Raw genomic sequence first — 26,478 nt, forward strand, 5'->3', positions numbered from 1 at the left:
GGAACCGCACTATGTCTGAATTAATACGTTTTGACCTGCATCCGCTGGCGGACGCTGACTGGCGCGCGCAGTGTCGCGCGCAGCTGGAACAACACGGCGCACTGGTACTGCGGCAGTTTCTGCAGCCGGCAGCGCTGCAGGCCATCATTACAGAAGGCAACGCACAGCGCCATCTTGCCTGGCATACGCGCAGCAACCATAACGTCTATCTGCTGAAAACAGACGAGACATTAAGCGCAGATCATCCCCGTAACCGCGATGTTATCAGCACCAAAGGCTGTATTACTGATGAGGCGATCGCTCACGACTCACCGCTGCGTCAGCTGTACAACGACACGCTGTTTAAGCAGTTTCTCTGTGAAGTGCTGAACGAGAGCGCCCTCTATCCTTATGCCGATCCGCTCTCGTCGATCAACCTGCACTATGCCGCACAGGGGCAGGAGCTGGGCTGGCATTTCGACAACTCCTCCTTTGCCATTACTCTGCTGCTGCAGAAGCCGCAGGCGGGCGGTCTGTTTCAGTACGTGCGCGATCTGCGCGATGCTGACGCAGGCGAGATGAACTACGACGGCGTTGCCGCGGTGCTGGATCAAACCCACACACCTGATGCGCTGGCGATTGACGCGGGCGATCTGGTGCTGTTTCGCGGACGCAATTCGCTTCATCGCGTGACGCCGACCGAGGGTGATATCACCCGCATGCTGGCGGTACTGGCGTATAATACGCAGCCGGGGATCGCGCTGTCAGAGACCGCCCGCCTGACGTTTTATGGTCGTCTTTGACAGCAGCGCCTGCCAGCCGCGCCGGAAAATTTGCTGCGTACGGAAGGCCGTCAGCGCGCGCCAGTCGCTATCCTGCGGCCAGAACCCCTCAACCAGCTGCTGTTTGAGGGCCTGCCCGGCCGCGCTTTGCACATCACCCTGTAAGTGCAGCCAGTGATCGTCCCGCACCCGCCGGTGCATCTCTTCACCCGCATAAGTGCCACACTCGACGACCAGCGGCAGTATGGCCCCGTCCGGCAGCTGATCCAGCAGAAACTGCGACACGTAACCGGTCGCGGTTGCCGTCACGCCGGTGTCGCTCTCCTGCCCGCTGCCGGTGCCGATTAGCGTCAGCCATTCACCATACAGTTCGCGTCCCCAGGCATGCGCAGGAACCCGCTGCTGCGCAATGCCCAGCAGCATCGGATGTCCCCAGGCCCCGGCGCCGGTATGCAGATCAAAGCTCAGGATCTGATCTGCCTGCCGCAGATGGCCGTCCACAATCTTCTGCAGCGTCTGCTGCGACCAGGTGGCGTGCTGTCCGCCATAGAAGAGGCCATCGGCGTGCTGATACTGTCCGGCCTCTACCACCCGCTTGATCGCCGGCCAGCCGTCACGCTGCAGCGCGGCAGCCAGCAGCCGATCCGCTTCTGCCCGTTCACCGTGATAGAACGCGTGATAGCGTGCATAGTCAGCGTTATCCGGCCCCGGCGCGCTGAACGTAATGAAATTGCGGTTCAGGTCGATATTGTCTTCATTCACGCGCCGCAGATGCGCCGCTCCCCACGGGTTCAGCAGGTGTACCAGCATCACGGCACACTCTGCCGGTAAGCGGGCAGCATCGAGGCTGTTCAGCCACTCAATCTGATTATCTGACCCGTAATACCCCTCTACGCCATGCGTGCCGGAGATAACCAGCATGACGCGCGGGGCGTGCGGATTGCCGATGACGGCAAGATCGGTAAACAGTGCCTCACCGGCCGGACCGGTTAACGGATGTTGCCAGGTGTGCACCACGCCCTTTTTCTGCTCAACGGCAGCAAGAAACCGGGCGCGCTGTGCACGGTAATCGGTCAGGTTATGCATAATCCTCCAGCGGGCAGATAGCGGGTTCACTGATATCGGTCAGGGATAGACTTTATATTTGAAATATTTCTGCGCCAGGCGGTCATATGTGCCGTTACGGTGCAGCTCTGCCAGTGCCGTGTTAATCAGCTTACGATTCACCTCGTCATCTTTACGCAGCCCGATCCCCACGCCATTCCCCAGCACCGCTTTATCCGTCAGGGTCACTTTATTCACATATTTCTTCCCTTCTGCGGTATTCAGAAAGCCCTGATCGGCAGATACCGCATTGGCCAGCGTACCATCCAGTCGCCCGGCAACCAGATCGGGGTAAATTTCCATCTGGTTAGGATAGGAAACCACGCTGACGCCTTTGGGTGCCCAGTAAGTCTGTGCGTAGGTTTCCTGAATAGTCCCCTGCGCCACGCCGATGTTTTTACCGCGCAGCGTGGCGATGTCATCCGTCAGCGCGCTGTCAGCCGGGGTGATGAGCGCGCTGGGCGTAACATAGAGCATATCGCTGAACGCAACCTGCTCGCGTCGTTTCTCTGTCATCGACATCGCCGATAAAATCGCGTCAAACTTCTTCGCCTGCAGCGCCGGAATAGAGCCATCAAAACCAATCTGTACCCATTTGCAGGTCACTTTGGCCTGGGCACAAATGGCGTTACCGAGATCGATGTCAAACCCCTGCAGCGATCCATCGCTGGCTTTGGATTCAAAAGGTGGAAAAGTAGGATCGACGCCAAAGCGCAGCGTCTGTTGCGCTGCGGCTGACTGAATAGCGCAATATGAGAGCAGCAGAGCCAGTGAAATTCGCTTGTACATAATTCTCTCCGGAAGGCTGAAAGCACAGAGACCAGTCATATCATGACCCGCCGGGTTCGGCCATAGCCGCAGACCAGATTTGCAGAGCAAATTCTTATAATAGTTAGGGGGTTAGCGAAAATTACGACGGCCATCAGATTAACTTAAGGCGGCGGGTGACGTTTTCCTGACTGAAACCCGGCACGAAGCGGCCGCTCCGTGCCGGGTGAATCACGTTATCAGAAACCGCTAAGCACCAGCTTGCCGCGCGCGCGTCCGCTCTCGATCAGCGCATGCGCTTTACGCAGGCTGGCAGCATTAATGGTGCCGAGGTGTTCACCGGCGGTGGTCTTCAGCGTGCCCTCATCAATCAGCTGGCTGATACGCTGCAGAATCTCATGCTGCCGCTGCATATCCGGCGTTTCAAACAGCGAACGCGTAAACATCAGTTCCCAGTGTAATGAGATCGCCTTGCGCTTAAGCGGCATGGCATCCAGCGTCTCCGGATCGTCAATCAGCGCCAGTTTCCCCTGCGGCGCCAGCACTTCAATCAGCTGCGTATAGTAGCTGTCAGTGTGCGTCAGCGACGCAACATACTTCACCGTGTCGATGCCGAGTGCGCGCAGCTGCTCCGCCAGCGGCTGATGATGATTGATGACATGATGTGCGCCCTGCTGCTGCACCCACGCTTCGGTTTCCGGACGTGATGCCGTGCCGATAATCGTCAGACCGGTGAGCTTGCGTGCCAGCTGAGTAAGGATAGAACCCACGCCCCCGCCCGCGCCCACAATCAGCAGCGCTGCGTTCTCATCCGCCTGCACCTCAAGGCGATCAAACAGCAGCTCCCACGCGGTGAGTGACGTCAGCGGCAGCGCAGCCGCATCGGCATCGCTCAGGGAGCGCGGTTTGTGGCCGGCGATGCGCTCATCCACCAGACCATACTCTGCGTAGCTGCCGGCCCGACTGATATCGCCGGCATAAAACACCTCATCACCCGGCCGGAACAGCGTAACCGCTTCACCCACTGCTTCTACCACGCCAACGGCATCCCAGCCCAGAATACGCGGCTGCTCAGTGGCGGCACCTTTACGTACTTTTGTATCGACCGGATTCACCGCGATGGCATTGATTTTGACCAGCAGATCGCGGGCGCCGGGCCGGGGTTTGGCAACCTCAGCGTCATACAGCGCATTTTCATCCGAAATGGGTAAGCCGTTCTGACTATAAACAATGGCTTTCATGCCTTATCTCCATGGTGATTGACAGGTTTTTTGTGTACCCATCAAGCATAGCGGGCAATAGCACATGGAAAAATCAACGTTGCAGGGGAAGACTTTCACTCGTAGAGTGAAAATCCAGTTCATCAGGTAAAAACGTTATGGTTCGCCTCGAAGATATTACGCTGTTTGTCCGATCGGCTGCGCTGGGCAGCTTCTCCCGTGCCGCGCGCGAAGCAAACCTGCTGCCGGGTCAGGTCAGCGCAGCTATTCAGCGGCTGGAGCGCGATCTCGATCGCCGCCTGTTTGCGCGCTCAACGCGCAGTCTGCGACTGACCGCCGAGGGTGAACGCTATCTGCCTTTTGCACAGGAGATGCTGGCGCTGATGCAGGCAGGTGCAGAGAGTCTGCAGCGTCATGACGACGAACTGCGCGGTGAACTGAAAATTGCGATGCCATCTGATATCGGGCGGCATATTCTGCTGCCCTTGCTGACCCGTTTCTGCCGTCAGCATACCGGATTACAGCTGCGCCTTTCACTCTCCGATCAGGTCAGTAACGTCTTCCGCGATCCGGTAGATATTGCTATCCGCTACGGCAAATTAGAGGAGAGCAGCTACGTTGCGCTGCCGCTGGCTGAAAATAACCGCCGGGTACTGGTCGCGTCACCCGATTATCTCAACGAACATGGCCGGCCGGCCGCGCTGACCGACCTGACCCGCCATCACTGTCTGCCGTTTATGATGGGGGGCCACGTGTATGACAAATGGAGCTTCCCGCAGGGCGATGGCACGCAGCTCATCACGGTAAAAAGCCGCCTTCTGTGCGATGACGCTGAAGTCGCACGCCGCTGGGCGCTGGCGGGGATGGGTATCGCCTATAAATCCTGGCTGGATGTGGCTGAAGATGTGCGCCTGGGGAGGCTGGAGTGGATTCTGCCTGAAGTAACGGGCGAGCCGACCCCGCTGCACCTGATCTGTCCGCACCGCCGGCAGTTCTCGCCGGCGATCCGCGCTCTTCATCATTACTTACGTCAGCATCTGCAAAACAGCATCGCGATGCCGGGCAAAAATTAACAATCAGCCTGATTTTTAACCGCAGGGCTCTGCTTATTAGCGCCAGCACTTCTGATAATCGGGTTCGGATTGCTCTCTATTCTCTGCTGCATGTATACCATAAATTGCATCCTGACAGCCTTCTCCGGGTGTGTAACCCGGGCATCCCTCCGGTTTAGCCTGGCCTGGCATGGTATTCTTATTCTGAATAGGTAATAGTAAGTGACAGTACATATTTGTCAGGCCAACTATTCAGGATGGGTAATGTCTTATTCCAGATCCCGGTCGCGCAGGCCGCTTACGCACATTGTGTTTTTTATTGTCGTCATCAATGTCATTGATGTCATTCATGCGCTGCTGAGCTGATGTCAGACAGCCACCTGAATAGTGCAGAGTGTCGCGTGATGGAGCGGTGCTGCAGCACCGCACTTTCTCAGGAGTTATCGGGAGGCGTACTGCTTTCGCTGAACTGCGGACGCTGACGGGTCACCGAATAAACCACATGTTTCGGGTTAGTCGCATCCGTGGTGATATCAACCCCGGGAATAGTGACTTTGCCAAAACCAAACAGCGTCTGGACGTAGCCGCCAATTTCATGCTTGCCTGCCGCAACGCGGATCTCTTTATTCTCACCTTTTTTCAGCATACCTGCGTCCTGACCGTCAACGGTGACATACACTGCCGATCCGTCATCAGTGCGCGTAACCAGGTGCGAAACGTTAATCACCGTGGGGCCGCTGGCAAAGGGCGTGTCGGTGTTGCTGTTCTCAATCGGCGCGGCAGCACTTACTTCTGCTGGCGTGCTGCTGGCAGCCTCACCGGAATGATGACGGGCGCAGCCGGTAAGCAGCAAGGCAGCGGCTAAAGAAGCCAGTGTAAAACGTGAAAACATTGTGACGAACACCCCTTAACAAAATGAGAAGCGTTTAGTTTAGCGTGGCTTCTCATGTGATAACAGTCACAGGATTCCAGTATTTTCCGAAAAACTGCCTGCCTCCGGGATATTGTTTGCCGCCAGGATAGCCAGGTCTGTATAGCCCCGCTCCGCCAGCTCGCTGGCCGCCTGCGCAGCGCGCAGGCCGCTGGCGCAAACCAGCACAATGCGCCGTCCGGCGGGGGGCTGCCAGGCAGACAGGTCTGCCGGTAAAATGCGTTCAGCCTGGCTGGCCACGCTGACGGGCGCTTCATCCCGGCTGCGTAGTTCGACGACACAATCTGCCGGAGTAAGCAGCGAGCGATCGATAAAGGGCACGCCCGGTACAGCAGGTTCCTGCGCTTCATCAAAGCGAAACGCCCGAAAGTGCCAGTTCACAAAATCGCAGTTAACCATCAATCCCAGCGGTGACGGCTGCAGCTCAAGCAGTACCGTCAGGGCCATCTGCGCCTGCATGGCACCCAGCACGGCCACAGCCGGTCCCATCACGCCTGCCGTGCTACAGCTGGCGGCCGTACGCGGCAGCCGGGGAAACAGCGCCCGGTAGCTGGGAGCACCACCGCAAAATCCGCCCGCATAGCCCTGCCGGCCCAGCACTGAAGCGCTGATAAACGGCGTACCGGCCGCATAGCAGGCGTCTGAAAGTTGCCAGGTCACGGCAAAATTATCGGCCGCGTCGATGACCAGCGTGCAGCCAGCGATAGCCTGCGCGATATTACTTGCCGTCAGCGCCTGCGCGCAGGTTTCGATATTGACCTCCGGATTACGCTGTACCAGCGCCTGACGCGCACTGAGCACTTTTGACTGCCCGATATCCTGCTGCGTAAACAGCGTCTGGCGATGCAGATTATGCAGCGCCACGTCATCGGCATCATAAATACGCAGCGTTCCCACACCTGCTCCCGCCAGCTGCGGCAGAAGCGTTGCGCTCAGCCCCCCCGCGCCTGCTATCAGCACGCGCGCCTGCATCAGTTTACGCTGTCCTGACTCACCAATTTCCGGCAACATCATTTGTCGCTGATAGCGCTCCATCCTGTTCTCCTCAGCTCAGCGTGGCCAGACCAAATATCGGCGTTGACGCCATCGCCATGTCGCGCTTTTCCATCAGCCCCGCCTCACAGGCGCTGCGCCCCGCAGCAATCGCCTGGCTGAACGCCGCTGCCATGCGGATGGGATCGCCCGCTTTCGCGACGGCAGTGTTAAGCAGGATGCCATCAAAGCCCAGCTCCATCGCCTGCGCCGCCTGTGAAGGCGCACCGATGCCGGCATCGATAATCAGCGGTGTATCCGGGAACCACGCCCGCATGGCGCGCAGCCCGTCAATGTTACGCAGCCCCTGCCCGGAGCCAATCGGCGCCCCCCAGGGCATTAATAACTCACAGCCGGCAGCCAGCAGTTTCTCGCCAACAATCAGATCTTCTGTGGTATAGGGAAACACGCTGAAGCCTTCGGCACACAGGATGCGTGCGGCTTCCACCAGCGCAAACGGATCGGGCTGCAGCGTATCAGCGTGCCCGATCACCTCAAGTTTGATCCAGACAGTATTAAACAGTTCGCGCGCCATATGCGCCGTGGTGACCGCTTCCTTCACCGTGTGGCAGCCTGCAGTATTTGGCAGTATGCGGACGTTCAGGCTGGTCAGCAGTTCGCGAAACGCGGCACCCGCACTGCCTTCCCGCCGCAAGCTTACGGTGATAATTTCACTGCCTGCCGCCGCTATGGCCTGCTGCAGAATGGCCGGTGACGGATACCCGGCGGTCCCGAGCAGAAAGCGCGATGTGCCTGCAAAATCATAAAACATGCCTTACCCTCCCTGCATCGGCGACAGCACTTCCAGCTGGCAGCCCGCCGCCAGCGACTGGTGCGGATAAGCGCTTCTGGGCACGAAGTTGCCATTCAGCGCCGTCGCCACACAGCTGGCATCAATCTGCTGCTCCTGCAGCAGTTCGCTCACTGTCTGCGCCTGCGTTTCAATGGTCTGTCCGTTAAGCTGGATTTGCATAAGGGGTCTCCTGAGTCAGTTGTTGCATCAGCTGCTCTGCAAGCATCGGCGCCAGCAGAAAGCCGTGGCGATACATGCCGTTAAGATAGTGAATACCGTTTTGATAACGAATTTCGGGCAGGTTGTCCGGCCAGGCGGGCCGCAGGCCACTGGCGCTCTCAATGATGCGCGCTTCAGCCAGCGCCGGATGTATCGTCCACGCGGCGCTCAGCAGCTCCATCATCGCGCGGGCGCTGATCGCGCTGTCATCATCGCTCTCGATCATGGTGGCTCCCAGCATGAAACAGCCGTTGCGCCGCGGGACCAGATAGCAGGGAAAGCGCGGATGCAGCAGGCGAAGCGGTCGCGAAAAATGCAGTTCCTGACTCTGTAAAATAATCATTTCACCGCGCACCGCCCGTAATGATGGCAACGCAGCGCGGGCATGAATGCCGCGACAATCGATAATCTGGCCCGAAGGCGCAGCGTGATGGAACGTTGTACCCTGAGCTTCAAGGTTCTGACGCAGTTCGGTGAGTGCCAGCCGGGGATCAAGGTGTGCTTCGCCCGCAAACAGCAGCCCCCGTGCGAAACGATCTTCCAGCGCCGGCTCCACTTCTGCCGGATTGACCCACTGATGCGCGTGGGTGAGGCGCGCAAAACGGTTCAGTTCCTGACTGTCGCGTGGCGGAGCCAGCACCAGCGTACCCTGATGCTCAACGCCGCTGACGCGCTGCTGCCACCAGCGGGCGGCATGCTGACCCAGTGAAATAACCTCGGCGGGCGCGCTTTCTGCTTCACACCAGGGTGCCAGCATGCCGCCGGCATACCACGAGGCAGGCGGACGCTGCGCGTCATCGATGACTTCAACGGATTCACCACGCTCCGCCAGCAGAGTGGCCACGCATAGTCCGCTGACGCCTGCGCCTAACACGCTCCAGCGGCTCATTGTCCGGTTTCCGGATAAAAAAGAAGGGTCACATCGGCCTCTCAGTGTTGACTGAGACCCGTAGATACAGGAAGGGAGATAGGGAGGTACAGCCGTTTGCTGCAACATCCAGGACGGCACCGGTCGGGCGCCCTCAGTCTTCCTACGCCAGTATCAACTGGGTCAGGTTCAAAGGGTCGCTGAACCGCGCGGTTGCGCTATCAGCCTCTCAGTCTCTGTGGCGAGACTCCCCCGACATCTTTAGTTTTATTCAAGCCGCATCACGCCGTCAAGGCGCGCTTTTTAAGGTTCTCTTCAGGAGCTTAAATTTTGCACTGCAAAAAACGACTTTTTGCGGTTTCTCACCACTTATAAACAATAACTTAGAAGCCGTTTTGAACACGACTTTATGGCTTATTAGCGTCTGAGGCCAGAAATGAGATCACATTCAATTAATATATTTTTCATGAAAACAGAGAATGTAATGCCACGTTTACGTCTGGTGATCATAAAAGACTCAAAGCCTTGAATCGTCGCGGCGAGGGCTTTGGCTGCTTCCTGTGTGCGGGTAATGCTGCGGTAATGAACCTTGCTGAAGGTGCGACCGGGCACGCCGCCCAGATCCCGGTCATTGTTTCAGCCATGAATGTAGCCCATAAAAAAAACCGCTCGGGACGGGTGTGTTTTATCAGAACGTTTTCATCGGAATGTAATCCGAACAATATCGAATAATTTTTTCATCATCCGTGATTAAGGTCAGCGCCTCCATGTTCGCCTGAGCAACGATCAGCCGGTCAAACGGATCGCCGTGCATATCACGAGGCAAACGCTTAAGACTTACGGTGTGATGTGATGAAATGGGAAGTTCGTTATAACCGTTTGCGAGCAATCCGCGCAATATCTCCTCTGGATCAACCGTAAAATGAGGTTTCCCTAATGCGAATTTTATGGCGATTTCATGAATAGATGCGGCGGAAAAATATAGCTCATTTAAGGGATCAACAATCAGATCGAAACAGGCTTGCGGAAGACGCTTAGAGTCTGCGCAAGCCCAGATAAGATAATGAGTATCAAGAAGATAACGATTAAAGATGTTCCGCGTTCTTACAGGACTAGTCATTGCCACCTTCAAACATCGACTGAATTTCATCTGACATGAAATCGTTGAAATTCTCAGGAATGGCATACTTTTTGTGATCTAAAAAGCCGACACGGTTTAGCAGAGGCGCTGATTTATAAGGAACGATCATGGCTATCGGATCGCCGTGGTTAGCAATGATGAAACTTTCACCACTACTCGCTGAACTCAAAAGCTGAGAGTAACGAGCTTTCGATTCGGCTACGTTCAGAACTTTCATACTAACCTCACTAATTGTGGTCATGAGGTCATATTATCACCTACCTGATAAAAGTGGTCAAGGGGTCATATTTTAGTTAACCCCTTGATCTAATTACTCTTAGGGGATAACCGATGTTTTCTCTATGCAATGGACGAATATTCGGGATCGGAAAATTTGCATCAAACAAAGTTAAACAGGGGTGAAAATTGCCATTGATATCGCCAACGGGCTAATGGGTGCAAAGCGTTCAGTCCCGGATGTTCTTGATCAGCTTTGAGCGCTTAGCATCGACTCAAAATAGTTTTCGTTTTCACCCTATGTCCGGAGCGTGATTTCGGCCCGCAGGTGACATGAAAAACCTGCATCGCAACGGAGTGGATCGCGCAACCAGGCTATGTTATACACACTCATGTTAATGAAAATGATGAAAATTTACGGATAATTATCCGCCTACTCTACTTTGGCCAATGACGGAAGACTTATGGAACAGATTAAAATCGCCTTTATCAAGGCTGGCTGGCATAAAGATATTGTGAACAATGCGCTGGCGGGTTTTGTCAGTGAATTCAATGAGCAGGGCGTCGACAGCGTGCTCAAAACCTATGATGTGCCCGGCGCTTTTGAGATGCCGCTGCTGGCAAAGCGCCTGGCCGAAACCGGACGTTTTGACGCTATCGTTTGTGCAGCACTGGTTGTAGATGGCGGAATTTACCGTCACGATTTTGTTGCGCAGGCGGTGGTTGATGGCCTGATGAGCGTGCAGCTCAGTACCAACGTACCGGTATTTTCCGTTTCACTGACGCCACATAATTTTCAGCCGGTCAATGAACTGGAATCTTTTTATACCGAACATTTTATTAAGAAGGGAAAAGAAGCTGCGCGAGCCGTGCTGGCTATTCATCAGCTTAATATTGATTAAGGCTGATAAAGTATTACGTTTATTCCGCCTGTTTAATAATGGCGTGCAATGCAGAAATAAGCTTATTTACAGGACGCGCAATAATATCATCATGCGCGTCCTGTCATATTTACTGTTTAACGACTTGCTTCATGGCCAATCAATCCGCCAATAGCCGCCCCGCCCAGCGTACCGAAGGTACTGCCACCGGTCAGCACGGCACCGCCCAGTGCGCCGACGCCAGCGCCAATTGCGGTATTTTTACCACGGTGTGACATGCCGCTGCATGCGGTAACAGAAAAAGCCAGCACCAGCACGGCAACAATATTAAAGCTGCGTTTTAAAGTCATCAAAATCCTCATTACCATTTAAAAAATGGAATGCAATCAGGTTAATGTTGTTTGTTATTTGATCGCCCTTTGCTGAAAGATAGCATGGGTCTCAGGATGCAAATTTAAAGCGTGACTAAAATTAAAGGAAGGTAAAAATTCTTATTTTAGCGTGGCCCTGTACGGGTTCAGAATTGAGCGCTGAGAAAACAGTCAAACGTGAGGAAATAATGGAGAACAGTTCTGAATAAAGGGTAGCCCGCTGCGGCACGCTACCCTTTTTTACTATTAACGCTGAGGATGATTGACTTCAAGCGGGCGCAGATCGAACACCAGCACCTCTGCATCATTACCCTGCGCAAAGGTCAGCGCCGTTTCATTACGCACCCGCGCGCCGTCGCCTGCGTTGAAGCTCACACCATTAACGTTGATACTGCCGCGCGCCACGTGAATATAGGCGTAGCGATCGGCTGCCAGCGTCAGCGTTTGCTGCTCATCACCCGTGAACAAACCGGCATAGATACGCATGTCCTGACGCACCTGCAGCGAACCGGCGTCACCCTGCGGAGAGACAATCAGGCGCAGTTTGCCGCGTTTTTCCTCTTCCGCCACCGAAACCTGCTGATAGCCGGGCGGGGTGTTACGCTCTGCCGGAACAATCCAGATCTGCAGAAAATGCACGTTGTCATTTTTCGAGTGGTTAAACTCGCTGTGCGTCACGCCGCTGCCGGCGCTCATCAGCTGCACGTCACCCGGTACGATAACGGAACCGGTGCCCATTGAATCTTTGTGCTCCAGCGCGCCTTCCAGCACATAAGAGATGATCTCCATATTGTTGTGCGGATGAGCACCAAAGCCGCGCCCGGGCGCAACACGGTCATCGTTGATCACCAGCAGGTCGGAGAAACCCACCTGCTGCGGGTCGCGGTAACCGGCAAACGAAAACGTATGACGGGAATGCAGCCAGCCGTGATCGCCGGTGCCGCGCTGATGTGAGAGGCGTTGTTCAATCATGATCTGCTCCTGAATAAGTAAGGAAAAGCGATTTTGCTTCCTGATGTGATTCAGTATACGTAAACTCATTTGCTCAACAATGTGCTGAAATGACAATCACTGTCACGATTTAGTGGACATTATGCAGATAGACGATCTCCGGATTTACGTTGCTGTTATCAATACCGGCAACTTCAGTGCAGCAGCTGAACAGCTGATGCTTTCCAAGCAGTATGTCAGCCGGCGCATGGCGGCGCTGGAAGCGGCGCTGGGCACCCGCCTGCTTAACCGCAATACCCGCAAGCTTTCGGTGACAGAAAATGGTCTGCTGTTTGCGCGTCATGCTCAGCGCATACTGGATGATGTGCAGGAGGCAGAACTGGCGGTATCCGGTCGTCATCAGGCTTTGCAGGGCAGCTTTCGCCTGAGCGTGCCGATGTCATTCGGCATCACGCATCTGTCCCCTTATATTGCCGAATTTCTCACGCTGCATCCGGGGCTGCAATTTCAGGTCGAGCTGGCCGACCGCTATGTGGACATGGTGGGAGAAGGATTTGATATGGCCATTCGTATTGGCACCCTGCCCGACTCCAGCCTTATTGCACGCCGGCTGGGAGAGTTCCGGCGGGTGATCTGCGGCAGTCCCGCCTATATTCAGGGCGCCGGTGCGCCGGAGACGCCTTCGGAGCTGTCGCAGCACCGCTGCCTGCGCTACGGCCGCGAAAGTCAGCAGGGTTGGGAGCTGTTCAGAGACGGGCAGCGCAGCGTCATTGCAGTGCAGGGGCCCATGGTCAGCAACAATGGTGAAATGCTGCGCGACGCGGCAATTGCCGGGCTTGGGCTGATCCTGCTGCCGGAATTCATTGTGGCGCCGGCGCTGGCCAGCGGTGAATTAATTCGCGTGCTGGATGCGTGGCAGCCCGCCTCACTGCATCTTAATGCGCTCTATCCGCAGCATCGCCAGCGCAGCGAGATCCACCGGCAGTTTATTGCGTTTTTGCAGCAAAAAATGGCGGCTCAGTGAGCCAGCGCCAGCAGCGCTGCGCCCAGCATGCCTCCCTGATGGGCATGCCGGCCGGGGATCACCAGCGGCTGCGGCGTACGTCGCAGTACCCGCTGCTGTACCGCCTCGTTAAGGGCGGCTATCAGCGGTTCAGTGGAGGCGAGTCCGCCCCCCACGGCGACGCAGCTGGCTCCGGTGATATTAACGGTATAGGCCAGCGGTTCACTCACGAGCTGGAGCCACGCCTGTAGCGTCTGCTGCGCCTGTTTTTCGTCTGCCTGCCAGCGCGAAACGATCGCTTTGCTGCTGAGCGCTTCATCATGCAGTACGCGATGCAGGGTTTCCAGACCGCGCGCGCCGCCATAGGTATCAAGACAGCCGACCTGACCGCACGGGCACGGCTGCCGCGGTATGGCGACCGTTTTGCCGTCAATATCAACTTCACGCAGGGTGATCGGGCCATGTCCCCATTCACCGGTTAAGCCATTCTGTCCGGTGATCAACCGGCCATCAGCGACCAGCCCGCCGCCCACGCCTGAGCCCAGAATAGCGCCCAGCACCACTTTATGCCCCTGTCCGGCCCCGGCCAGCGCCTCCGCAACGGCAAAGCAGTCAGCATCGTTATGGACCGTGACCGGACGCTGCAGATGTACGCCAAGTTCCTGCGCCATGTGCCGCCCGTGAAAAGCGGGTATGTTACTGGCAAACATTTCGCCACTCAGCGGCGCTACGATCCCGGCGGTGGACACCGCGACCGGGGAGTGCGCGCTGAAATGAGCCTGATGTCTGGCGATCGTATCGCTGACGGTGGCGCAAAACGTTTCCCATGACCGGGCGGGCATCGGCTGCTGATCGAGCAGCTGAATTTGCTCAGACTGTGTCATCACGCCGAGTTTGATAAATGAACCGCCAAGATCGAGGCAGATTACCGGTAAGGAAGAGCTGGTCATTACAGAGTCCGCTGAGTCAGCAAAAAGGTGCTGGCAATGTAAATAAAATAACGCCGACAGGAAACGGGCCGGACAGGTTTTTTCGCATCGGCGCAATCTAAGGCTAAAGCGTGCGCAGCAGCCGCGCAGGATTACCGGCGTAAACGCCTTTTTCAGTAATATCGCGTGTGACCACGCTACCGGCGCCGATCACCGCGCCGCTGCAGATGGTGACCGCCAGAATAGTGGCACCACTCCCTACAGAGACGTCATCCCCCAGCACAATACGACCCCAGCTGGCGCGATCGGCGTCGGGTTTGCCCTCGCGAAACATATCATTGGCGAACATGACGCCATGACCAATAAAGCAGCGCGCGCCGATCGTGACATATTCACAAATAAAACTGTGCGACTGCACCCGCGTGCCGCGTCCGACGGTAGTATGCGCCTGTATTTCGGTGAACGGGCCGACAAATACCTCATCGTCCAGCGTGCATCCATAAAGATTAACCGGCTCAACCACCGTCACATTCTGTCCGGCGCGCACATTCACCACGCCAGCCTGACGCATCATCATACTCATTTCATCAATACCTGAAATTGCGGATTAAACTCATCAAACAGCGGCAGCGCCGCGGCACCCAGCGCGGCGGTATCACTGCCGCTCATTCCGGTACGTATGCGCGTGCCGGTCAGGTAGCGCCCGCGCACAGACTGATAGAGCGGCGGCAGGCGCGCAACAATCTTTTCCAGCAGGGCTGCAGGGATCATACCGCCAATAATCACGCTCTCCGCGTCAAAGATGCACTCCAGCATATTGATGGCCTGACGCAGCGGCGTCAGCGCAGTAGCGATCCACGCGTCAAATGTGTCTGCCGGCACCGCCAGCAAATCGTCCGGCAGCGCGGTCATGGGATCAAGCCCGCAGAATTCATAAGCCGCCTGCAGCGAGACATAGCGCTCCAGACACCCCTGATTGCCGCAGTAGCAGGCGCGCCCGCCGGGATCCACCACCATATGGCCCACTTCGCCGGCGTTGTGTGCATCACCGCTACACACGTGACCATCAACAATAATGCCCGCGCCCAGCCCGGTACCAATGTAGAGATAGATAAACGAGTTAAGATGACGCGCCACGCCGTGAAAGCGTTCACCAATTGCCGCCACCGTGGCATCATTTTCCAGCGTTACCGGCAGCTGGCTGAGCGCCGCCAGCTCGCCTGCAATATCCACATCTTCCCAGCCGTGCAGCGTGGTAGGCCCCAGTGAAGAGAGCCCCTCAACGCCAAAGGGCCCTGGCATCACCACGCCGATACCCAGCACTTTGCGCCAGCGGTTGCCCAGCTGTGATTTAATCTCGTCCAGCACCGTGGCAATGCGCGCTAACGTGGCAGCTGGTTCCGGCTTTTGCACCATAATGAGACGGCGAAAATGGGTCTCGCCGGTTAAATCCACCAGCACAATCAGCAACGTCTGGTGATCAAGATGAATACCGATTGAGAACGCGCTGGCCGGATTAAGGGTTACCGGAATAGCAGGCTGCCCGCGTCCCTGACGTCGCGGTCCATGGCTTATCAGCAATTCCGCCTGTTCAAGTTCAGCGACGATATTTGACACCGTCTGCGCGGTCAGCGCCGTGAGCCGCGCCAGTTCAGCACGTGTCAGCTCACCGTGCAGGCGAATGGCCTCAATGATTACGCGTCGGTTATGCGCCCGTGCGTGTTCGAGGTTAGTCCCTGATGTTCTCATCGTGCTGTTTTCCTTTTGGCGCCTGGCCGCTCTGCCACCGCCACAATATCTATGATCGCTGGCACATTTTACAACCTGTTTACCTGACAGCGGCGGGAAAACGTGCAAAGTAGAAGCAGGACCCGCAGCAGATCGTTTCTGGCACATCGCTTGCTTACCTTTCTGTGGCATGGCAACTGACGCACTCATTTTGCGCGCGTAATTAAATCAATCAAATTGATTTAATTAATCTCTTATAGCTTTCAGGCGGACATATCATGAAAAAATCGGTTCACGGTTGTTTGGCACTGTTTCTGCTCGCCAGCGCTGCCAGCGCCACGGCGGCGACCTCACTCAATGCGCTGTTTATGACTCAGGCGGCCTATAGCGAGAGCGATATTCGCGCCATGACGCAGGCGTTTGAAAAAGCGCATCCGGATGTAAAGGTCAACCTTGAGTTTGTGCCGTATGAAGCGTTGCACGACAAGATTGTCGCGGCGCGTGGCGCAGGCGGAAACGGCTACGACGTGGTGCTGTTTGATGCGATCTGGCCGGCGGAATTCACAAAATTTAACCTGCTGCAGGATGTCAGCAGCCGTATCAGCGCCGAAGACAAGGCGCAGATTTTCCCCGGCGCACTGAAAACCGTGGTGTTCAACGGTAAAACGCTCGGTATGCCGTGGATTCTGGATACCAAATACCTTTACTACAACAAAGCGATGCTGGAGAAAGCGGGTATTCGCGACCTGCCGCAAACCTGGCAGCAGGTAATGGATGACGCGCGCATTATTAAAGAGAAAAAGATCGTGAATTATCCGCTGGTGTGGAGCTGGTCTCAGGCGGAAGCGCTGGTATGCGACTACACCACCCTGGTCTCCGGCTTTGGCGGGCAGTTCTATCAGAACGGTAAGCTTAGCTTCTCCAGCCCCGCTTCACTGCAGGCGGTAAAACTGATGAAAAGCTCGCTTGATGACGGACTGACTAACCCCGCTTCACGTGAGTATCTGGAAGAAGATGTGCGCAAAGCGTTCTCTAACGGCGACGCTGCGTTCGCGCTGAACTGGACTTATATGTACAACATGGCCAACGATGCAAAACAGAGCAACGTTGCGGGTCAGGTCGGCATTATGCCTGCGCCCGGCGATGCACCGGGCAAAGCGGGCGCGGTTAATGGCTCAATGGGCCTCGGTATCGCCAGCGGCAGCACCCATGCCGATCAGGCGTGGCAGTACATCCGTTACATGACTTCCCAGCCGGTGCAGAACAATTATGCGCGCCTGAGCCTGCCTATCTGGAAAAGCTCCTATCAGGATGCGGCGGTGATGAAAGATCAGGAGAGCCTGATTAAAGCCGCGAACACCTCACTGAGCGTCATGCTGTCACGTCCGGAAACCGCGGACTATTCGCGGCTGTCCAGCACGCTGCAGCAGCAGCTGCAGCAGGTGCTGACCGGCGGCGCGACCCCGGAAGCGGCCATGCAGGCGGTTGATAAAAGTGCTGCGCGGCTGCGCTAAGGAGCAGGCATGCTGAGTTTGCGTCAACGCGAGCGACGGCAGGCATGGGTGCTGCTGGCACCCATGCTGGTGGTCATGCTGCTGCTTACCGCCTGGCCACTAATGCGTACGATCTGGCTGAGTTTTACCGACGCAGCCCTGATCGGCAGCGGCGATGCGCCCGGCTGGACAGGACTGGAGAACTACCTGTACGCCTTAAGCGATCCCGATTTTCGGCTTTCACTGTGGCGCACGCTCTATTTTACGCTGGTGTCGGTTGCTTTCGAAGGCGTCATTGGCGTGCTGGTGGCGCTGCTGCTTAATCAGCGGTTTGCCGGCCGCAACGTGCTGCGTGTGCTGGTGATCCTGCCGTGGGCGCTGCCGACTATCGTGAATGCGATGATGTGGCGGCTGAATTTTAATCCGGACTACGGCAGCGTGAACGCGCTGCTGACGCAGCTGGGGATCCTGGATGGCTATCGCAGCTGGCTGGGTTCGCCCGACTCAGCGCTTAACGCTGTGATGTTTGCTGATGTATGGAAAAACTATCCGCTGGTCACGCTACTGGTGCTGGCAGCGCTGCAGTCGATTCCGGACGATCTCTTTGAGGCAGCGCGTCTGGATGGCGCCTCTGCCTGGCGACGGTTTCGCGCCATCACTTTTCCGGCCATTGTCGGGGCGCTCAGCGTGGCGCTGGTGCTGCGCACGATTGATGCATTCAAAATATTCGACATCATCTATGTCATGACCCGTGGCGGGCCGGTAGATAGCACCAAAACGCTCAGTTTCTACGTCTATCAGGAGTCCTTCAGCTATCTGCGCGCCGGCAGCGGAGCGGCTTACGCCATCCTGATGACGCTTTTATGTGCGGTGCTGATCGCGCTCTATATGCTGCTGCTATGGCGGCAGCGGCGCCGGGGGTCTGCGCATGAAGCATAAGGTGATGTCTGTTGCTAAATACGTGGCGGCGGCTGCCGTGGCGCTGTCGGTTCTGGCACCGATGGGCTGGCTGTTTCTGATGAGCGTCAGCGCCACCAGCGACCTGACGCGCGTGCCGCTGGAGTGGATACCACGCCAGTGGGATTTCAGCCGCTATAACCGGCTCCTGTCGCTGGCACCAGGTGAACCGGGCACGCTGTTTCTGCATGCGCTGGGTAATAGCCTGCTGGTTGCTACGGGCGGAACGCTGGTCTGTCTGCTGCTGGCGATCCCTGCCGCTTTTAGCTTTTCCCGCTACCCCGGACGCGACGGCTGGCTGTTTGCGGCGCTGGCGATCTACATGGTGCCGCCGGTCGCTTTTGTACTGCCGCTCTACTTTCTGCTGCAGCAGCTGGATCTGCTGAACACCCGCCCGGGTCTGATGATTGTTTACTGCTCGCTGATCCTGCCGTTTCTGACCTGGATGCTCAAAAACCAGTTCGACACCCTGCCGCGTGATATTGAACAGGCTGCCCGGCTCGACGGTCTGCGGGTGTGGCAGGTGCTGCTGCGGATCACACTGCCGCTGGCAAAACCGGTTCTGGGCGCAGCGGCGCTGTTTGGCTGGCTGCTGGCGTGGGATGAGTTTTTCTACGCCCTGCTCTTCACCAGCAATATTACGGCGCAAACGCTGCCGGTGACCATTGCCGGCTTTACTGCCGGACGCGCAACCGATGATGGCCTGATTGCCGCGGTTGGCATTCTGGCTTCGGTTCCCCCTCTGTTAATTGCTGTCTGGCTGCAGAAAACGCTGGTAAGCGGGCTGGCCAGCGGCGGGAGTAAAGGATGACAACTGACTGCAACGCGACGCTCTACGTCGTCGGGAACGTTAACGCCGATTTAATTATGGGCACACTGGATAGCTGGCCGCAGCGCGGGACCGAAGTCCTGCTTCCTCAGAGTGAACTGCGTCCGGGCGGATCAGCGGGCAACTGTGCGCTGGCGCTGGAGGCGATGCAGGTCCGCCATCGCGCTGTCGCCAATCAGGGTGATGATGGCCTCAGCGCCTGGCTGGCGGGCTATTTTCCTCACAGCGCGGCGCACTGGACACGCTACGCCTGCGAAACCTCCATTACCGTTGGCATTACGCACAGCGATCACGAGCGCTCATTTCTGAGCAATTTTGGTCACGTGGCGCAACTCAGCGCGGATGACGTACTGGATCAAATTCCGCTGCGTGCCGTACCGGGAGATATTGTTCTGCTGTGCGGCACCTTTCTTTGCCTGGCACTCAGTTCGCACTATGCCGCACTGCTGGAAGAACTGCAGCGGCGCGGCTTTATAACCGCCGTTGATACCGGCTGGCCTCCGCAGGGCTGGAGTACAGAAGTACGGCAGCAGGTTGCCCGGTGGCTGCCTTCCTGCGACTGGCTGCTGCTGAATGAAGCCGAAACGCAGGGTCTTGGCGCGGCGGTGACACTGCCGGAGAGCGCCCGGCAGCTGGCGGGTGCGCTGAGCGGACGTGGCGGTTGCGTGGTGAAACGCGGTGCCGCAGGTGCCGCCTGCTGGCAGGGAGCACACTGGCTGGAACAGCCTGCCGCTGCCGTCACCGTCATGGATACCATAGGCGCCGGTGACAGTTTCAACGCCGGCTTTCTCACCGCGTTGTTGCATCATCAGCCGCTAAGCCGCGCGCTGCAATGGGGTATTGCCGTGGCATCACAGGCGATCAGCACCCAGCCACGCCGCTATCCCGGCTGGCAGCAGCTGCCATTTTCTGCAGAGGAGAAGTAATTTATGGCCAGTATTGAGCTCGTCAGCGTCGCCAGACGTTACGGCAAACAAACGGTACTGCACCCGCTGAATCTGAGCATACCCGATGGCAGCTTTACCGTGCTGGTTGGCCCGTCCGGCTGCGGTAAATCCACGCTGCTGAGGCTGCTGGCCGGACTGGATAGTTTGTCAGAGGGATCCATTCTGATGAACAACACGCCGATTGGCGATCGCGATCCGGCCGATCGCGACATGGCAATGGTGTTTCAGAGCTACGCGCTCTATCCGCACCTTACCGTGGCTGAAAACCTCGCTTTTCATATGCAGGTTAAAAAGGTGAAACGCGAGGAGCAGCAGAATAAAATTGCACGTGTTGCCGCCATTCTGGGTATCGATAAACTGCTGCAGCGCTACCCACGAGCCCTTTCCGGCGGGCAGCGTCAGCGCGTGGCGATGGGCCGGGCAATGGTGCGAAATCCGCAGGTTTTCCTGTTTGATGAACCGCTTTCTAATCTTGATGCTCAGCTGCGCATGGAGCTGCGGGCTGAAATCAAAGCGCTGCACCAGCGGTTTAAAACCACCATGATTTACGTCACACACGATCAGGTTGAGGCGATGACGCTGGCTGACCAGATTGTGGTGATGCGTGAAGGTCAGATTATCCAGCAGGGTGCCCCGCTCAGCATTTACGATCGTCCGGCGGATCTGTTTGTGGCCCGCTTTATCGGATCGCCACCGATGAATCTGTTGCCGGCACGTCTGGTGACGCGGGAGGACGTGCCGGGCATCGAATGTGAAGATCTCTGGCAGCCGCTTCCTCCGCGCTGGCACCATGCGGCACCGGAAGGGGCAGCGCTGACGATTGGCATCCGCCCTCACGATCTGATCCCTGCAACGCAGGGCAGTCTGGCGCAGGTTGCGGTTACGGAGATCACCGGAGAATCCACGCTGCTGCATCTGACATGGCATGGACACACGCTGCACATGCAGGTATCAGGACGTCACGCAGCCGGCAGCGGCGATCCGCTGACTATTGCGCTGCGCATGGAAAAAATCCATCTGTTCGATGCGCAGAGCGGCCAGCGTCTGCAGGAAGCGCCGCCCTCACCGTGAACGTTATCCCTCTGCGGGTGTTGTTGCCGCGTTGTCGTGCTGCATTAAGGCGATCGCCACCAGCAGCAGCATGGAGAGCAGCTCAGCCCCCAGCGTACCGCTGATGGCACTCAGCCAGGATCCGGCCTGGCTGAAATGGCTGAACACGCCGCCCAGCAGCATCGGTCCCAGCCCCATCGCCGACTGCTGCACGGTCGACAACATGGCGCTGCCGGCACCCGCCTGATGATGCGGAATATCGCGCATGCCAATACGGTAGAAGGTACTGACGATAAAAGACTGACCAAACCCGATGAGCGCCGTGGCAGGCGCCAGCGCAAGAATACCCGCCTGCGGCCACCGGAGCTGCAAGGTTGCCATCAGTGCCAGCAGGCCGGTGATCTGAATGGCACAGCCAGCCAGCAGCATGGTGCGCGTGCCAAAACGCGTGACCAGTGCGGTCGAACGCATAGCACCGATAAAATAGGCTACCCCCAGCGGTATGAAAGCGTTACCGGAGTCAAAGGCGCTGAAGCCAAGCCCGGACTGCAGCGTCAGAGCCATGACAAACATAAACCCGCTCCAGCAGGAGAAAAAAATAACGGCAAGCGTAAGGCTGAAACGCACGGCGGGCAAACGCAGCAGCGACGGGGGCAACAGCGGTAAACGACCTGCCGCTTCAGCACGCAGAGAGACCCGTCGCAGCTGCAGCAAAAACAGCGGGGCCAGCAGCAGTAACATCACGCATGGCCAGCGCCAGTTCAGCACCGGTCCCAGCGCCAGGCTCAGCATTAGCGCGCCGGTAGCCGCCCCCAGCAGCAGCGCACCGCTGATATCAACCGGTATGCGGCTGGCGTTACGGGTTTCCGGAATAAACCGGCGTGCCGCGATCAGTACGCCCAGGCAGATCGGCAGGTTGATCAGAAACACGCTGCGCCAGCCATATCCACCGGGGTCAGCTTTGATGAGAAAGCCGCCCAATACCTGACCAATCACAAACGCCAGCCCGCCCATCCCGCCATAGAGACCGATTGCCCGCGCATGCTCCCTGCCCTGTAACGTGACATGCAGCGTTGCCAGGATCTGCGGAACGATAAATGCCGCGCCCACCCCCTGCAGCGCGCGGGCAAACATCAGCATCCCGGTCCCGCCCGCCATACCGCACAACAGGGAAGCGAGGCCAAAGATCCCGACGCCGCTGATAAAAACCCTGCGCCGGCCATAGTTGTCCCCGAGCCGCCCTCCCATCGCGAGACAAACAGCAAAAGCGATGCCATAGACAGCAACAATCAGCGCCAGCTCTGTTGGCGTCGCCTGCAGGCTATGCGCCATCGCATCCAGCGCGACGTTAACGATAGAAAAGTCGATCATGGGCAGTAACAGCCCGGCCAGCAGTACCATCAGCCCTGCCTGACGGAGTTGCGGAGTGTGCATCAGTTTCACCTTGTTTTCGTGTTCATTGCGGCATAGCATCTGCTGAAAAATAACCGGGTACCAGTTTTTGATTATCATGGTATTAAAACCACCCGTCTTGCCGGAGAGAGCCCGCTGATGTTCATACAACCTGCTGTAAACCTTTCTGAAAAAGATGTTCATACTAATCGCAAACTGCTGGGCGCCTTTCTGCGTTCCCGACGGGAAAACCTGGATCCTGTCAGGCTGGGGCTGCCGCGTATGCGTCAGCGGCGCACGCCCGGACTGCGCCGGGAAGAAGTCGCCCAGCTGGCTGATGTGGGTGTCACGTGGTACACCTGGCTGGAACAGGGCCGTGATATCAAAGCGTCGCTGAAAACGCTGACGGCGATTGCATCAGCACTTCAGTGCAACGACGTTGAAACGCAGCATCTTTTCTCACTTGCCGGGCATAAACTGCCTGCGCCTCAGGTTGCCGCCTGCTGCAAACTTGCTGAGCATAATCAGCAGATGCTGGATGCAATTCAGCTGCCGGCCATTATTGAGACGCCACGTTTTGACATCATTGGCTATAACGACTCATGGTGTGCGCTGATGGGCATCGATCTGGCGAACGTTGACGCTGAGGATCGCAACTGCATCTGGCTGGCGTTTAACCACCCTGGCTGGCGCGGCATGATACGCGACTGGGATGAGGTCATGCCGCAAATGGTAGCGATGTTTCGCGGTCAGATGGGAGAGCACATTGGCGATCCGCACTGGGAGAGTTTTCTTACCCGTTTGATTAACAGTTCTGATGAATTTGCACAGACCTGGCAGCGTTATGAACTGGGAAAAGTTGAGAATCGGGTCAAGCGCTTCTGGCGGGCAGAAACAGGAGAATTTACGCTGCGTCAGAATAACTGGTGGTCCGCGTCACGCAATGGCGACCGCTTGCTGGTTTACGTACCGGCCGACGAAACAAGCGCAGAAGCACTGCAAAAACTCATAGCCGGATATCCGGCGCTGCGCTCCACAAACGCGTTAATCTGACTATGCTTACTCCATGATAAATAATCAGGAGAAAGCATGAAATTTCTTTATTTCGTTGCGCTTATTGCAGCGGCGGGTTATTTGCTGGCATTTCTGCCTAAATTGCGTACCCGGCGTGAACCCGTTGCTTACTGGGGCTGCTGGGCATGGCTGGGCCTGAATGCGGTTTACTGGTCAGTCTATGCTGTACGCCACTATTTCCTGCACTAAAAATATTATTATTCAGGAGTAATTTATGTCTGAAATTGATCGCGACCAGATGCCATATCTGCTCTATTTTGCCCGCCAGCGTTTGTTACTGGAAAATATTGATGCCAAAGTGGTTGATATTGGCAGCGCAGAAATTGTAGGTAACCATTTTCGCTGGAAACTGGATGGCAAGGACGCTCAGGGCGAAACCGCAAAAGAGGTGGATGAGCTGCTGGAAGAGGTTGAACGGCACCTGAGCTTTCTGTTTGTGGATGGTCAGTTCACCAGTCTGCCAGACGTCAGTGAAGATTACGGTGACAGGCTGGATAACATGCCGTTTGTTGAAGTTTCGCTTTCTGAACTGAGCGACCGTGATGAAGGCAGCGTCCGCTGAAGTCCTGCCCTGCAGGCTGCCACGCGGCAGCCTGCGTGACATTATGCGGTGGCAGTAGTGGATTTCATTCCTGGCACCAGAATAATTTTGCGGCAATCCTCTTTGCGTTTATCAAAAATCTCATAGCCCTCGGCAGCGGCTTCCAGCGGCATATGATGCGTAACGATCTCTTCCGGCGTTAATAATCCCTGTTCAATCAGCGACAGCAGTCGTGGCAAATAAGCATGCACGTGCGTTTGGCCCATTTTGAACGTCAGTCCTTTATCAAACGCATCGCCAAACAGGAAACCATGGATAAATCCGGCATAGACGCCCGGTACGCTGACCACCCCACCACGACGCACAGCTGCGATACACTGCCGTAGCGCTTTGCCGCTGCTGCCTTCAAGCTTCAGATTACTGAGCACGGTTTCGGTCAGGCTACCTTTGGCTTCAAAACCTACCGCATCGATCACTGCATCCACGCCGCGGTTCCCTTTGGTATGGTCAATGATCCAGGCTGCGGGATCGTCAATCTCATCAAAATTTATCGGCGTGACGCCGTAGCGCTGACGGGCAAACTCCAGACGATACGCGTTGTGATCAATCATGAAAATATCTTCGGCACCCATCAGTCTCGCACAGGCGGCACTGAGCAGACCGACCGGACCGGCACCGAAAATAGCCACGCTGGAGCCTTTATCCAGTCCGGCGTTCTGCACTGCCTGCCAGGCGGTCGGAAGAATATCAGACAGGAAAAGCACTTTGTCATCCGGCAGCGCCAGCGGCACTTTAAACGGGCCGGTATTGGCTTTCGGCACGCGGACATATTCTGCCTGTCCGCCAGGTATTCCGCCGTAAAGATGACTGAACCCAAACAGGGCGGCAGGCGGCGTGATATTTTTTTTGTTGAGTATCGCACCGCGACCGGGGTTAGTGGTTTCACAGGCAGCATACTGGTGTAAATGGCAGAAGAAGCAGTCACCGCAGGCCACGACAAACGGCACGACCACACGATCGCCTACGGCCACATTGGTTACGGCGCTGCCAGCTTCCACCACTTCCCCCATAAATTCATGACCAAATATATCGCCATGTTCGGTTTTTGGGATCTTGCCGCGATAGAGATGTAAATCAGATCCGCAAATAGCCGTTGCGGTGACGCGCAGAATAATATCATCCGGCGCCTGCAATATTGGATCGGGAACCGTTTCAACGCGTACTTTATGCGGGCCATGATAGGTTAACGCTTTCATTCTTAACTCCTCAGTAATAAGCGCAGCGAGTGCCTGACATTATTTAAGGCGAATCGGTTGAGCATGGCATTGATCGCTGATTAGGCAAGCGTATCGGCACTTCTTGCCGCGCCATGCAACCGGCTTCAGCCGCGCTGGAACGTGATACACAGTAATGGATAAATAACCCGATCGGTTAAAAAAAATACTGGATATAACCACAGTAAGTTGTATACTTATCCAGCAGTCCTGAAGACTGAATGACGTTTTAAGAGGTGATATGAATGATGATCTCAACGGAAATTCTTGCTGCTCAAACCGCGTCCCTGCTGATGAGCAGCCGTGACCTTGCCAGGCTGACTGGCATCACGCACGGCGAAGTGAAGCGCCTGATTAAAAGCCTGGAAACCGCACAGCGTCTTTCCCAGCCTGTTACGGTCGGTCTTTACGAGCATGAAGGTGAGAGCCGTCAGGAGTTTCTGCTCAATAAACGTGACTCGTTGCTCGCCGTGGCACGGCTTTCGCCCGGCTTTACCGCTGACCTGCTCGATCGCTGGCAGGAAAAGGAAAAGGTCGCTCAGCTGCCTGACTTCACGAATCCGGCTGAAGCCGCCCGAGCCTGGGCAGAGCAATTTGAACAGCGGCGGCGGGCAGAGCAGCAGCTGGCGCTCTCTGCGCCCAAAGCGGAATTTTTTGACCGGTTTACTGAAGTCGATGAGGCACTGGGCTTTCGGCAGCTCTGTAAAATGCTGAAGGTCAAAGAGACGGACTTCCGGCAGTTTCTGCTTGAGCGCAATATTATGTACCGGGAGAAAAATACGCTGGCACCACAAAAACATCATGTGCAGGCGGGCTACTTTGCTTTCCGCACCGGCACCGGAGAAAACCAGCACGCTTTCTCACAAGCCCGCTTTACCGCTAAAGGCGTGAAATGGGTTGCCAGCCTCTGGGCAGGCCACCTGGCTTCTCATCCTGCGGGCGTCGCAGCCTGA

At 56.6% G+C, this 26,478-nt stretch carries 30 protein-coding genes and 1 riboswitch; of the genes, 13 read left to right on the forward strand and 17 right to left on the reverse strand.

Translation table 11 applies throughout. The annotated features are described in order from the left end of the window. The first annotated feature begins 11 nt into the window (after nt 1-11). Nucleotides 12-782 carry a HalD/BesD family halogenase gene (locus tag BBA90_RS00945; protein ID WP_065647462.1) on the forward strand — a complete coding sequence of 257 codons (771 nt, stop codon included), beginning with the start codon at nt 12-14 and terminating at the stop codon, nt 780-782. Here BBA90_RS00945 and BBA90_RS00950 read toward each other — a convergent pair. From BBA90_RS00950 to BBA90_RS00960, 3 genes are all read right to left on the reverse strand, one after another. Continuing rightward, nucleotides 744-1,847, reverse strand: coding sequence for a DUF2817 domain-containing protein (locus tag BBA90_RS00950; RefSeq protein WP_065647463.1), 1,104 nt, complete (start codon nt 1,845-1,847; stop codon nt 744-746). The genes BBA90_RS00945 and BBA90_RS00950 overlap by 39 nt on opposite strands. A gap of 39 nt (nt 1,848-1,886) precedes the next feature. After that, on the reverse strand, nt 1,887-2,654 hold the full coding sequence (locus BBA90_RS00955) for a transporter substrate-binding domain-containing protein (RefSeq protein ID WP_065647464.1): 768 nt from the start codon (nt 2,652-2,654) through the stop codon (nt 1,887-1,889). 218 nt (nt 2,655-2,872) lie between these two features. Beyond that, on the reverse strand, nt 2,873-3,874 hold the full coding sequence (locus BBA90_RS00960; RefSeq protein ID WP_065647465.1) for a zinc-binding alcohol dehydrogenase family protein: 1,002 nt from the start codon (nt 3,872-3,874) through the stop codon (nt 2,873-2,875). A 137-nt stretch (nt 3,875-4,011) separates the two neighbouring features. Here BBA90_RS00960 and BBA90_RS00965 point away from each other — a divergent pair, with 137 nt between their 5' ends. Further along, entirely contained in the window at nt 4,012-4,926 is a 915-nt protein-coding gene (locus tag BBA90_RS00965) for a LysR family transcriptional regulator (protein WP_065647466.1), read from the forward strand. A gap of 412 nt (nt 4,927-5,338) precedes the next feature. On the opposite strand, the gene BBA90_RS00970 is transcribed toward BBA90_RS00965, so the two are convergent. The 7 genes from BBA90_RS00970 to BBA90_RS01005 form a co-directional block, all read right to left on the reverse strand. Further along, nucleotides 5,339-5,797, reverse strand: a complete 459-nt coding sequence (locus tag BBA90_RS00970; RefSeq protein ID WP_065647467.1) for a hypothetical protein — start codon at nt 5,795-5,797, stop codon at nt 5,339-5,341. A 66-nt stretch (nt 5,798-5,863) separates the two neighbouring features. Continuing rightward, the gene (locus BBA90_RS00975; protein ID WP_065647468.1) at nt 5,864-6,871 is read right to left on the reverse strand and encodes a HesA/MoeB/ThiF family protein; all 1,008 of its coding nucleotides are present in this window, start codon (nt 6,869-6,871) and stop codon (nt 5,864-5,866) included. 10 nt (nt 6,872-6,881) lie between these two features. Beyond that, on the reverse strand, nt 6,882-7,640 hold the full coding sequence (locus BBA90_RS00980; protein ID WP_065647469.1) for a thiazole synthase: 759 nt from the start codon (nt 7,638-7,640) through the stop codon (nt 6,882-6,884). 3 nt (nt 7,641-7,643) lie between these two features. After that, on the reverse strand, nt 7,644-7,841 hold the full coding sequence (gene thiS / locus BBA90_RS00985; RefSeq protein ID WP_065647470.1) for a sulfur carrier protein ThiS: 198 nt from the start codon (nt 7,839-7,841) through the stop codon (nt 7,644-7,646). Continuing rightward, entirely contained in the window at nt 7,825-8,769 is a 945-nt protein-coding gene (locus BBA90_RS00990; RefSeq protein ID WP_065647471.1) for an FAD-dependent oxidoreductase, read from the reverse strand. The genes thiS and BBA90_RS00990 overlap by 17 nt, the downstream gene beginning before the upstream one ends. A gap of 122 nt (nt 8,770-8,891) precedes the next feature. After that, nucleotides 8,892-9,012, reverse strand: a riboswitch (TPP riboswitch). A 424-nt stretch (nt 9,013-9,436) separates the two neighbouring features. Next, nucleotides 9,437-9,868, reverse strand: a complete 432-nt coding sequence (locus tag BBA90_RS01000; protein WP_052246551.1) for a type II toxin-antitoxin system VapC family toxin — start codon at nt 9,866-9,868, stop codon at nt 9,437-9,439. Beyond that, nucleotides 9,861-10,106, reverse strand: coding sequence for a type II toxin-antitoxin system Phd/YefM family antitoxin (locus tag BBA90_RS01005; RefSeq protein ID WP_065647655.1), 246 nt, complete (start codon nt 10,104-10,106; stop codon nt 9,861-9,863). The genes BBA90_RS01000 and BBA90_RS01005 overlap by 8 nt, the downstream gene beginning before the upstream one ends. A gap of 463 nt (nt 10,107-10,569) precedes the next feature. On the opposite strand from BBA90_RS01005, the gene BBA90_RS01010 reads away from it, so the two are divergent. Next, nucleotides 10,570-11,007 (forward strand): 6,7-dimethyl-8-ribityllumazine synthase, encoded by a 438-nt coding sequence (locus tag BBA90_RS01010; protein WP_065647473.1) that lies wholly within the window; start codon nt 10,570-10,572, stop codon nt 11,005-11,007. Nucleotides 11,008-11,123: 116 nt separating this feature from the next. Here the strand turns inward: BBA90_RS01010 and BBA90_RS01015 are convergent, their stop codons facing one another. Both BBA90_RS01015 and BBA90_RS01020 read right to left on the reverse strand, forming a co-directional pair. Then, a complete protein-coding gene (locus BBA90_RS01015) occupies nt 11,124-11,336 on the reverse strand; it encodes a glycine zipper 2TM domain-containing protein (RefSeq protein WP_065647474.1) in 213 nt (70 codons plus the stop codon). A gap of 267 nt (nt 11,337-11,603) precedes the next feature. Continuing rightward, the gene (locus BBA90_RS01020; RefSeq protein ID WP_065647475.1) at nt 11,604-12,329 is read right to left on the reverse strand and encodes a pirin family protein; all 726 of its coding nucleotides are present in this window, start codon (nt 12,327-12,329) and stop codon (nt 11,604-11,606) included. 121 nt (nt 12,330-12,450) lie between these two features. Here BBA90_RS01020 and BBA90_RS01025 point away from each other — a divergent pair, with 121 nt between their 5' ends. Further along, a complete protein-coding gene (locus BBA90_RS01025) occupies nt 12,451-13,332 on the forward strand; it encodes a LysR family transcriptional regulator (RefSeq protein WP_065647476.1) in 882 nt (293 codons plus the stop codon). Here BBA90_RS01025 and BBA90_RS01030 read toward each other — a convergent pair. From BBA90_RS01030 to BBA90_RS01040, 3 genes are all read right to left on the reverse strand, one after another. Beyond that, entirely contained in the window at nt 13,326-14,261 is a 936-nt protein-coding gene (locus tag BBA90_RS01030) for an ROK family protein (RefSeq protein WP_065647477.1), read from the reverse strand. The two genes, BBA90_RS01025 and BBA90_RS01030, sit on opposite strands and share 7 nt — an antisense overlap. Nucleotides 14,262-14,364: 103 nt before the next feature. Then, the gene (locus BBA90_RS01035) at nt 14,365-14,817 is read right to left on the reverse strand and encodes an acyltransferase (protein WP_065647656.1); all 453 of its coding nucleotides are present in this window, start codon (nt 14,815-14,817) and stop codon (nt 14,365-14,367) included. Between the two features lie 2 nt (nt 14,818-14,819). Continuing rightward, a complete protein-coding gene (locus BBA90_RS01040) occupies nt 14,820-15,989 on the reverse strand; it encodes an ROK family transcriptional regulator (protein ID WP_065647478.1) in 1,170 nt (389 codons plus the stop codon). A gap of 257 nt (nt 15,990-16,246) precedes the next feature. On the opposite strand from BBA90_RS01040, the gene BBA90_RS01045 reads away from it, so the two are divergent. The 5 genes from BBA90_RS01045 to BBA90_RS01065 are packed head-to-tail and all read left to right on the forward strand — an operon-like array spanning nt 16,247 to nt 21,265. After that, nucleotides 16,247-17,482, forward strand: coding sequence for an extracellular solute-binding protein (locus tag BBA90_RS01045; RefSeq protein ID WP_065647479.1), 1,236 nt, complete (start codon nt 16,247-16,249; stop codon nt 17,480-17,482). Nucleotides 17,483-17,491: 9 nt separating this feature from the next. Continuing rightward, nucleotides 17,492-18,400: a carbohydrate ABC transporter permease gene (locus BBA90_RS01050; RefSeq protein ID WP_065647480.1), complete on the forward strand. Its 909-nt coding sequence runs from the start codon at nt 17,492-17,494 to the stop codon at nt 18,398-18,400. Beyond that, the gene (locus tag BBA90_RS01055; RefSeq protein WP_065647481.1) at nt 18,390-19,229 is read left to right on the forward strand and encodes a carbohydrate ABC transporter permease; all 840 of its coding nucleotides are present in this window, start codon (nt 18,390-18,392) and stop codon (nt 19,227-19,229) included. The genes BBA90_RS01050 and BBA90_RS01055 overlap by 11 nt, the downstream gene beginning before the upstream one ends. Then, on the forward strand, nt 19,226-20,173 hold the full coding sequence (locus tag BBA90_RS01060) for a carbohydrate kinase family protein (protein WP_065647482.1): 948 nt from the start codon (nt 19,226-19,228) through the stop codon (nt 20,171-20,173). Before BBA90_RS01055 ends, BBA90_RS01060 begins: the two co-directional genes overlap by 4 nt. Before the next feature lie 3 nt (nt 20,174-20,176). Then, nucleotides 20,177-21,265, forward strand: a complete 1,089-nt coding sequence (locus tag BBA90_RS01065; protein WP_065647483.1) for an ABC transporter ATP-binding protein — start codon at nt 20,177-20,179, stop codon at nt 21,263-21,265. Nucleotides 21,266-21,268: 3 nt separating this feature from the next. Here BBA90_RS01065 and BBA90_RS01070 read toward each other — a convergent pair whose 3' ends face one another. Continuing rightward, on the reverse strand, nt 21,269-22,678 hold the full coding sequence (locus BBA90_RS01070; protein ID WP_065647657.1) for an MFS transporter: 1,410 nt from the start codon (nt 22,676-22,678) through the stop codon (nt 21,269-21,271). 117 nt (nt 22,679-22,795) lie between these two features. Between BBA90_RS01070 and BBA90_RS01075 the strand changes: the two genes are divergently transcribed. Genes BBA90_RS01075 through BBA90_RS01080 form a run of 3 tightly spaced genes read left to right on the forward strand, consistent with a single transcriptional unit; the run spans nt 22,796 to nt 24,272 of the window. Next, entirely contained in the window at nt 22,796-23,689 is an 894-nt protein-coding gene (locus BBA90_RS01075; RefSeq protein ID WP_065647484.1) for a helix-turn-helix transcriptional regulator, read from the forward strand. 36 nt (nt 23,690-23,725) lie between these two features. After that, nucleotides 23,726-23,899: a hypothetical protein gene (locus BBA90_RS19230; protein ID WP_167350647.1), complete on the forward strand. Its 174-nt coding sequence runs from the start codon at nt 23,726-23,728 to the stop codon at nt 23,897-23,899. Nucleotides 23,900-23,924: 25 nt separating this feature from the next. After that, nucleotides 23,925-24,272, forward strand: coding sequence for a hypothetical protein (locus tag BBA90_RS01080; protein ID WP_065647485.1), 348 nt, complete (start codon nt 23,925-23,927; stop codon nt 24,270-24,272). A gap of 41 nt (nt 24,273-24,313) precedes the next feature. Here the strand turns inward: BBA90_RS01080 and BBA90_RS01085 are convergent, their stop codons facing one another. Continuing rightward, complete coding sequence (locus BBA90_RS01085) at nt 24,314-25,507, reverse strand: zinc-dependent alcohol dehydrogenase (protein ID WP_065647486.1); 1,194 nt, start codon at nt 25,505-25,507, stop codon at nt 24,314-24,316. A gap of 263 nt (nt 25,508-25,770) precedes the next feature. Between BBA90_RS01085 and BBA90_RS01090 the strand changes: the two genes are divergently transcribed. After that, the gene (locus tag BBA90_RS01090; RefSeq protein ID WP_065647487.1) at nt 25,771-26,478 is read left to right on the forward strand and encodes a phage antirepressor KilAC domain-containing protein; all 708 of its coding nucleotides are present in this window, start codon (nt 25,771-25,773) and stop codon (nt 26,476-26,478) included.

The sequence above is a fragment of the Pantoea eucrina genome (genome assembly GCF_001691555.1).
Taxonomy (GTDB): Bacteria; Pseudomonadota; Gammaproteobacteria; order Enterobacterales; family Enterobacteriaceae; genus Pantoea; species Pantoea borealis.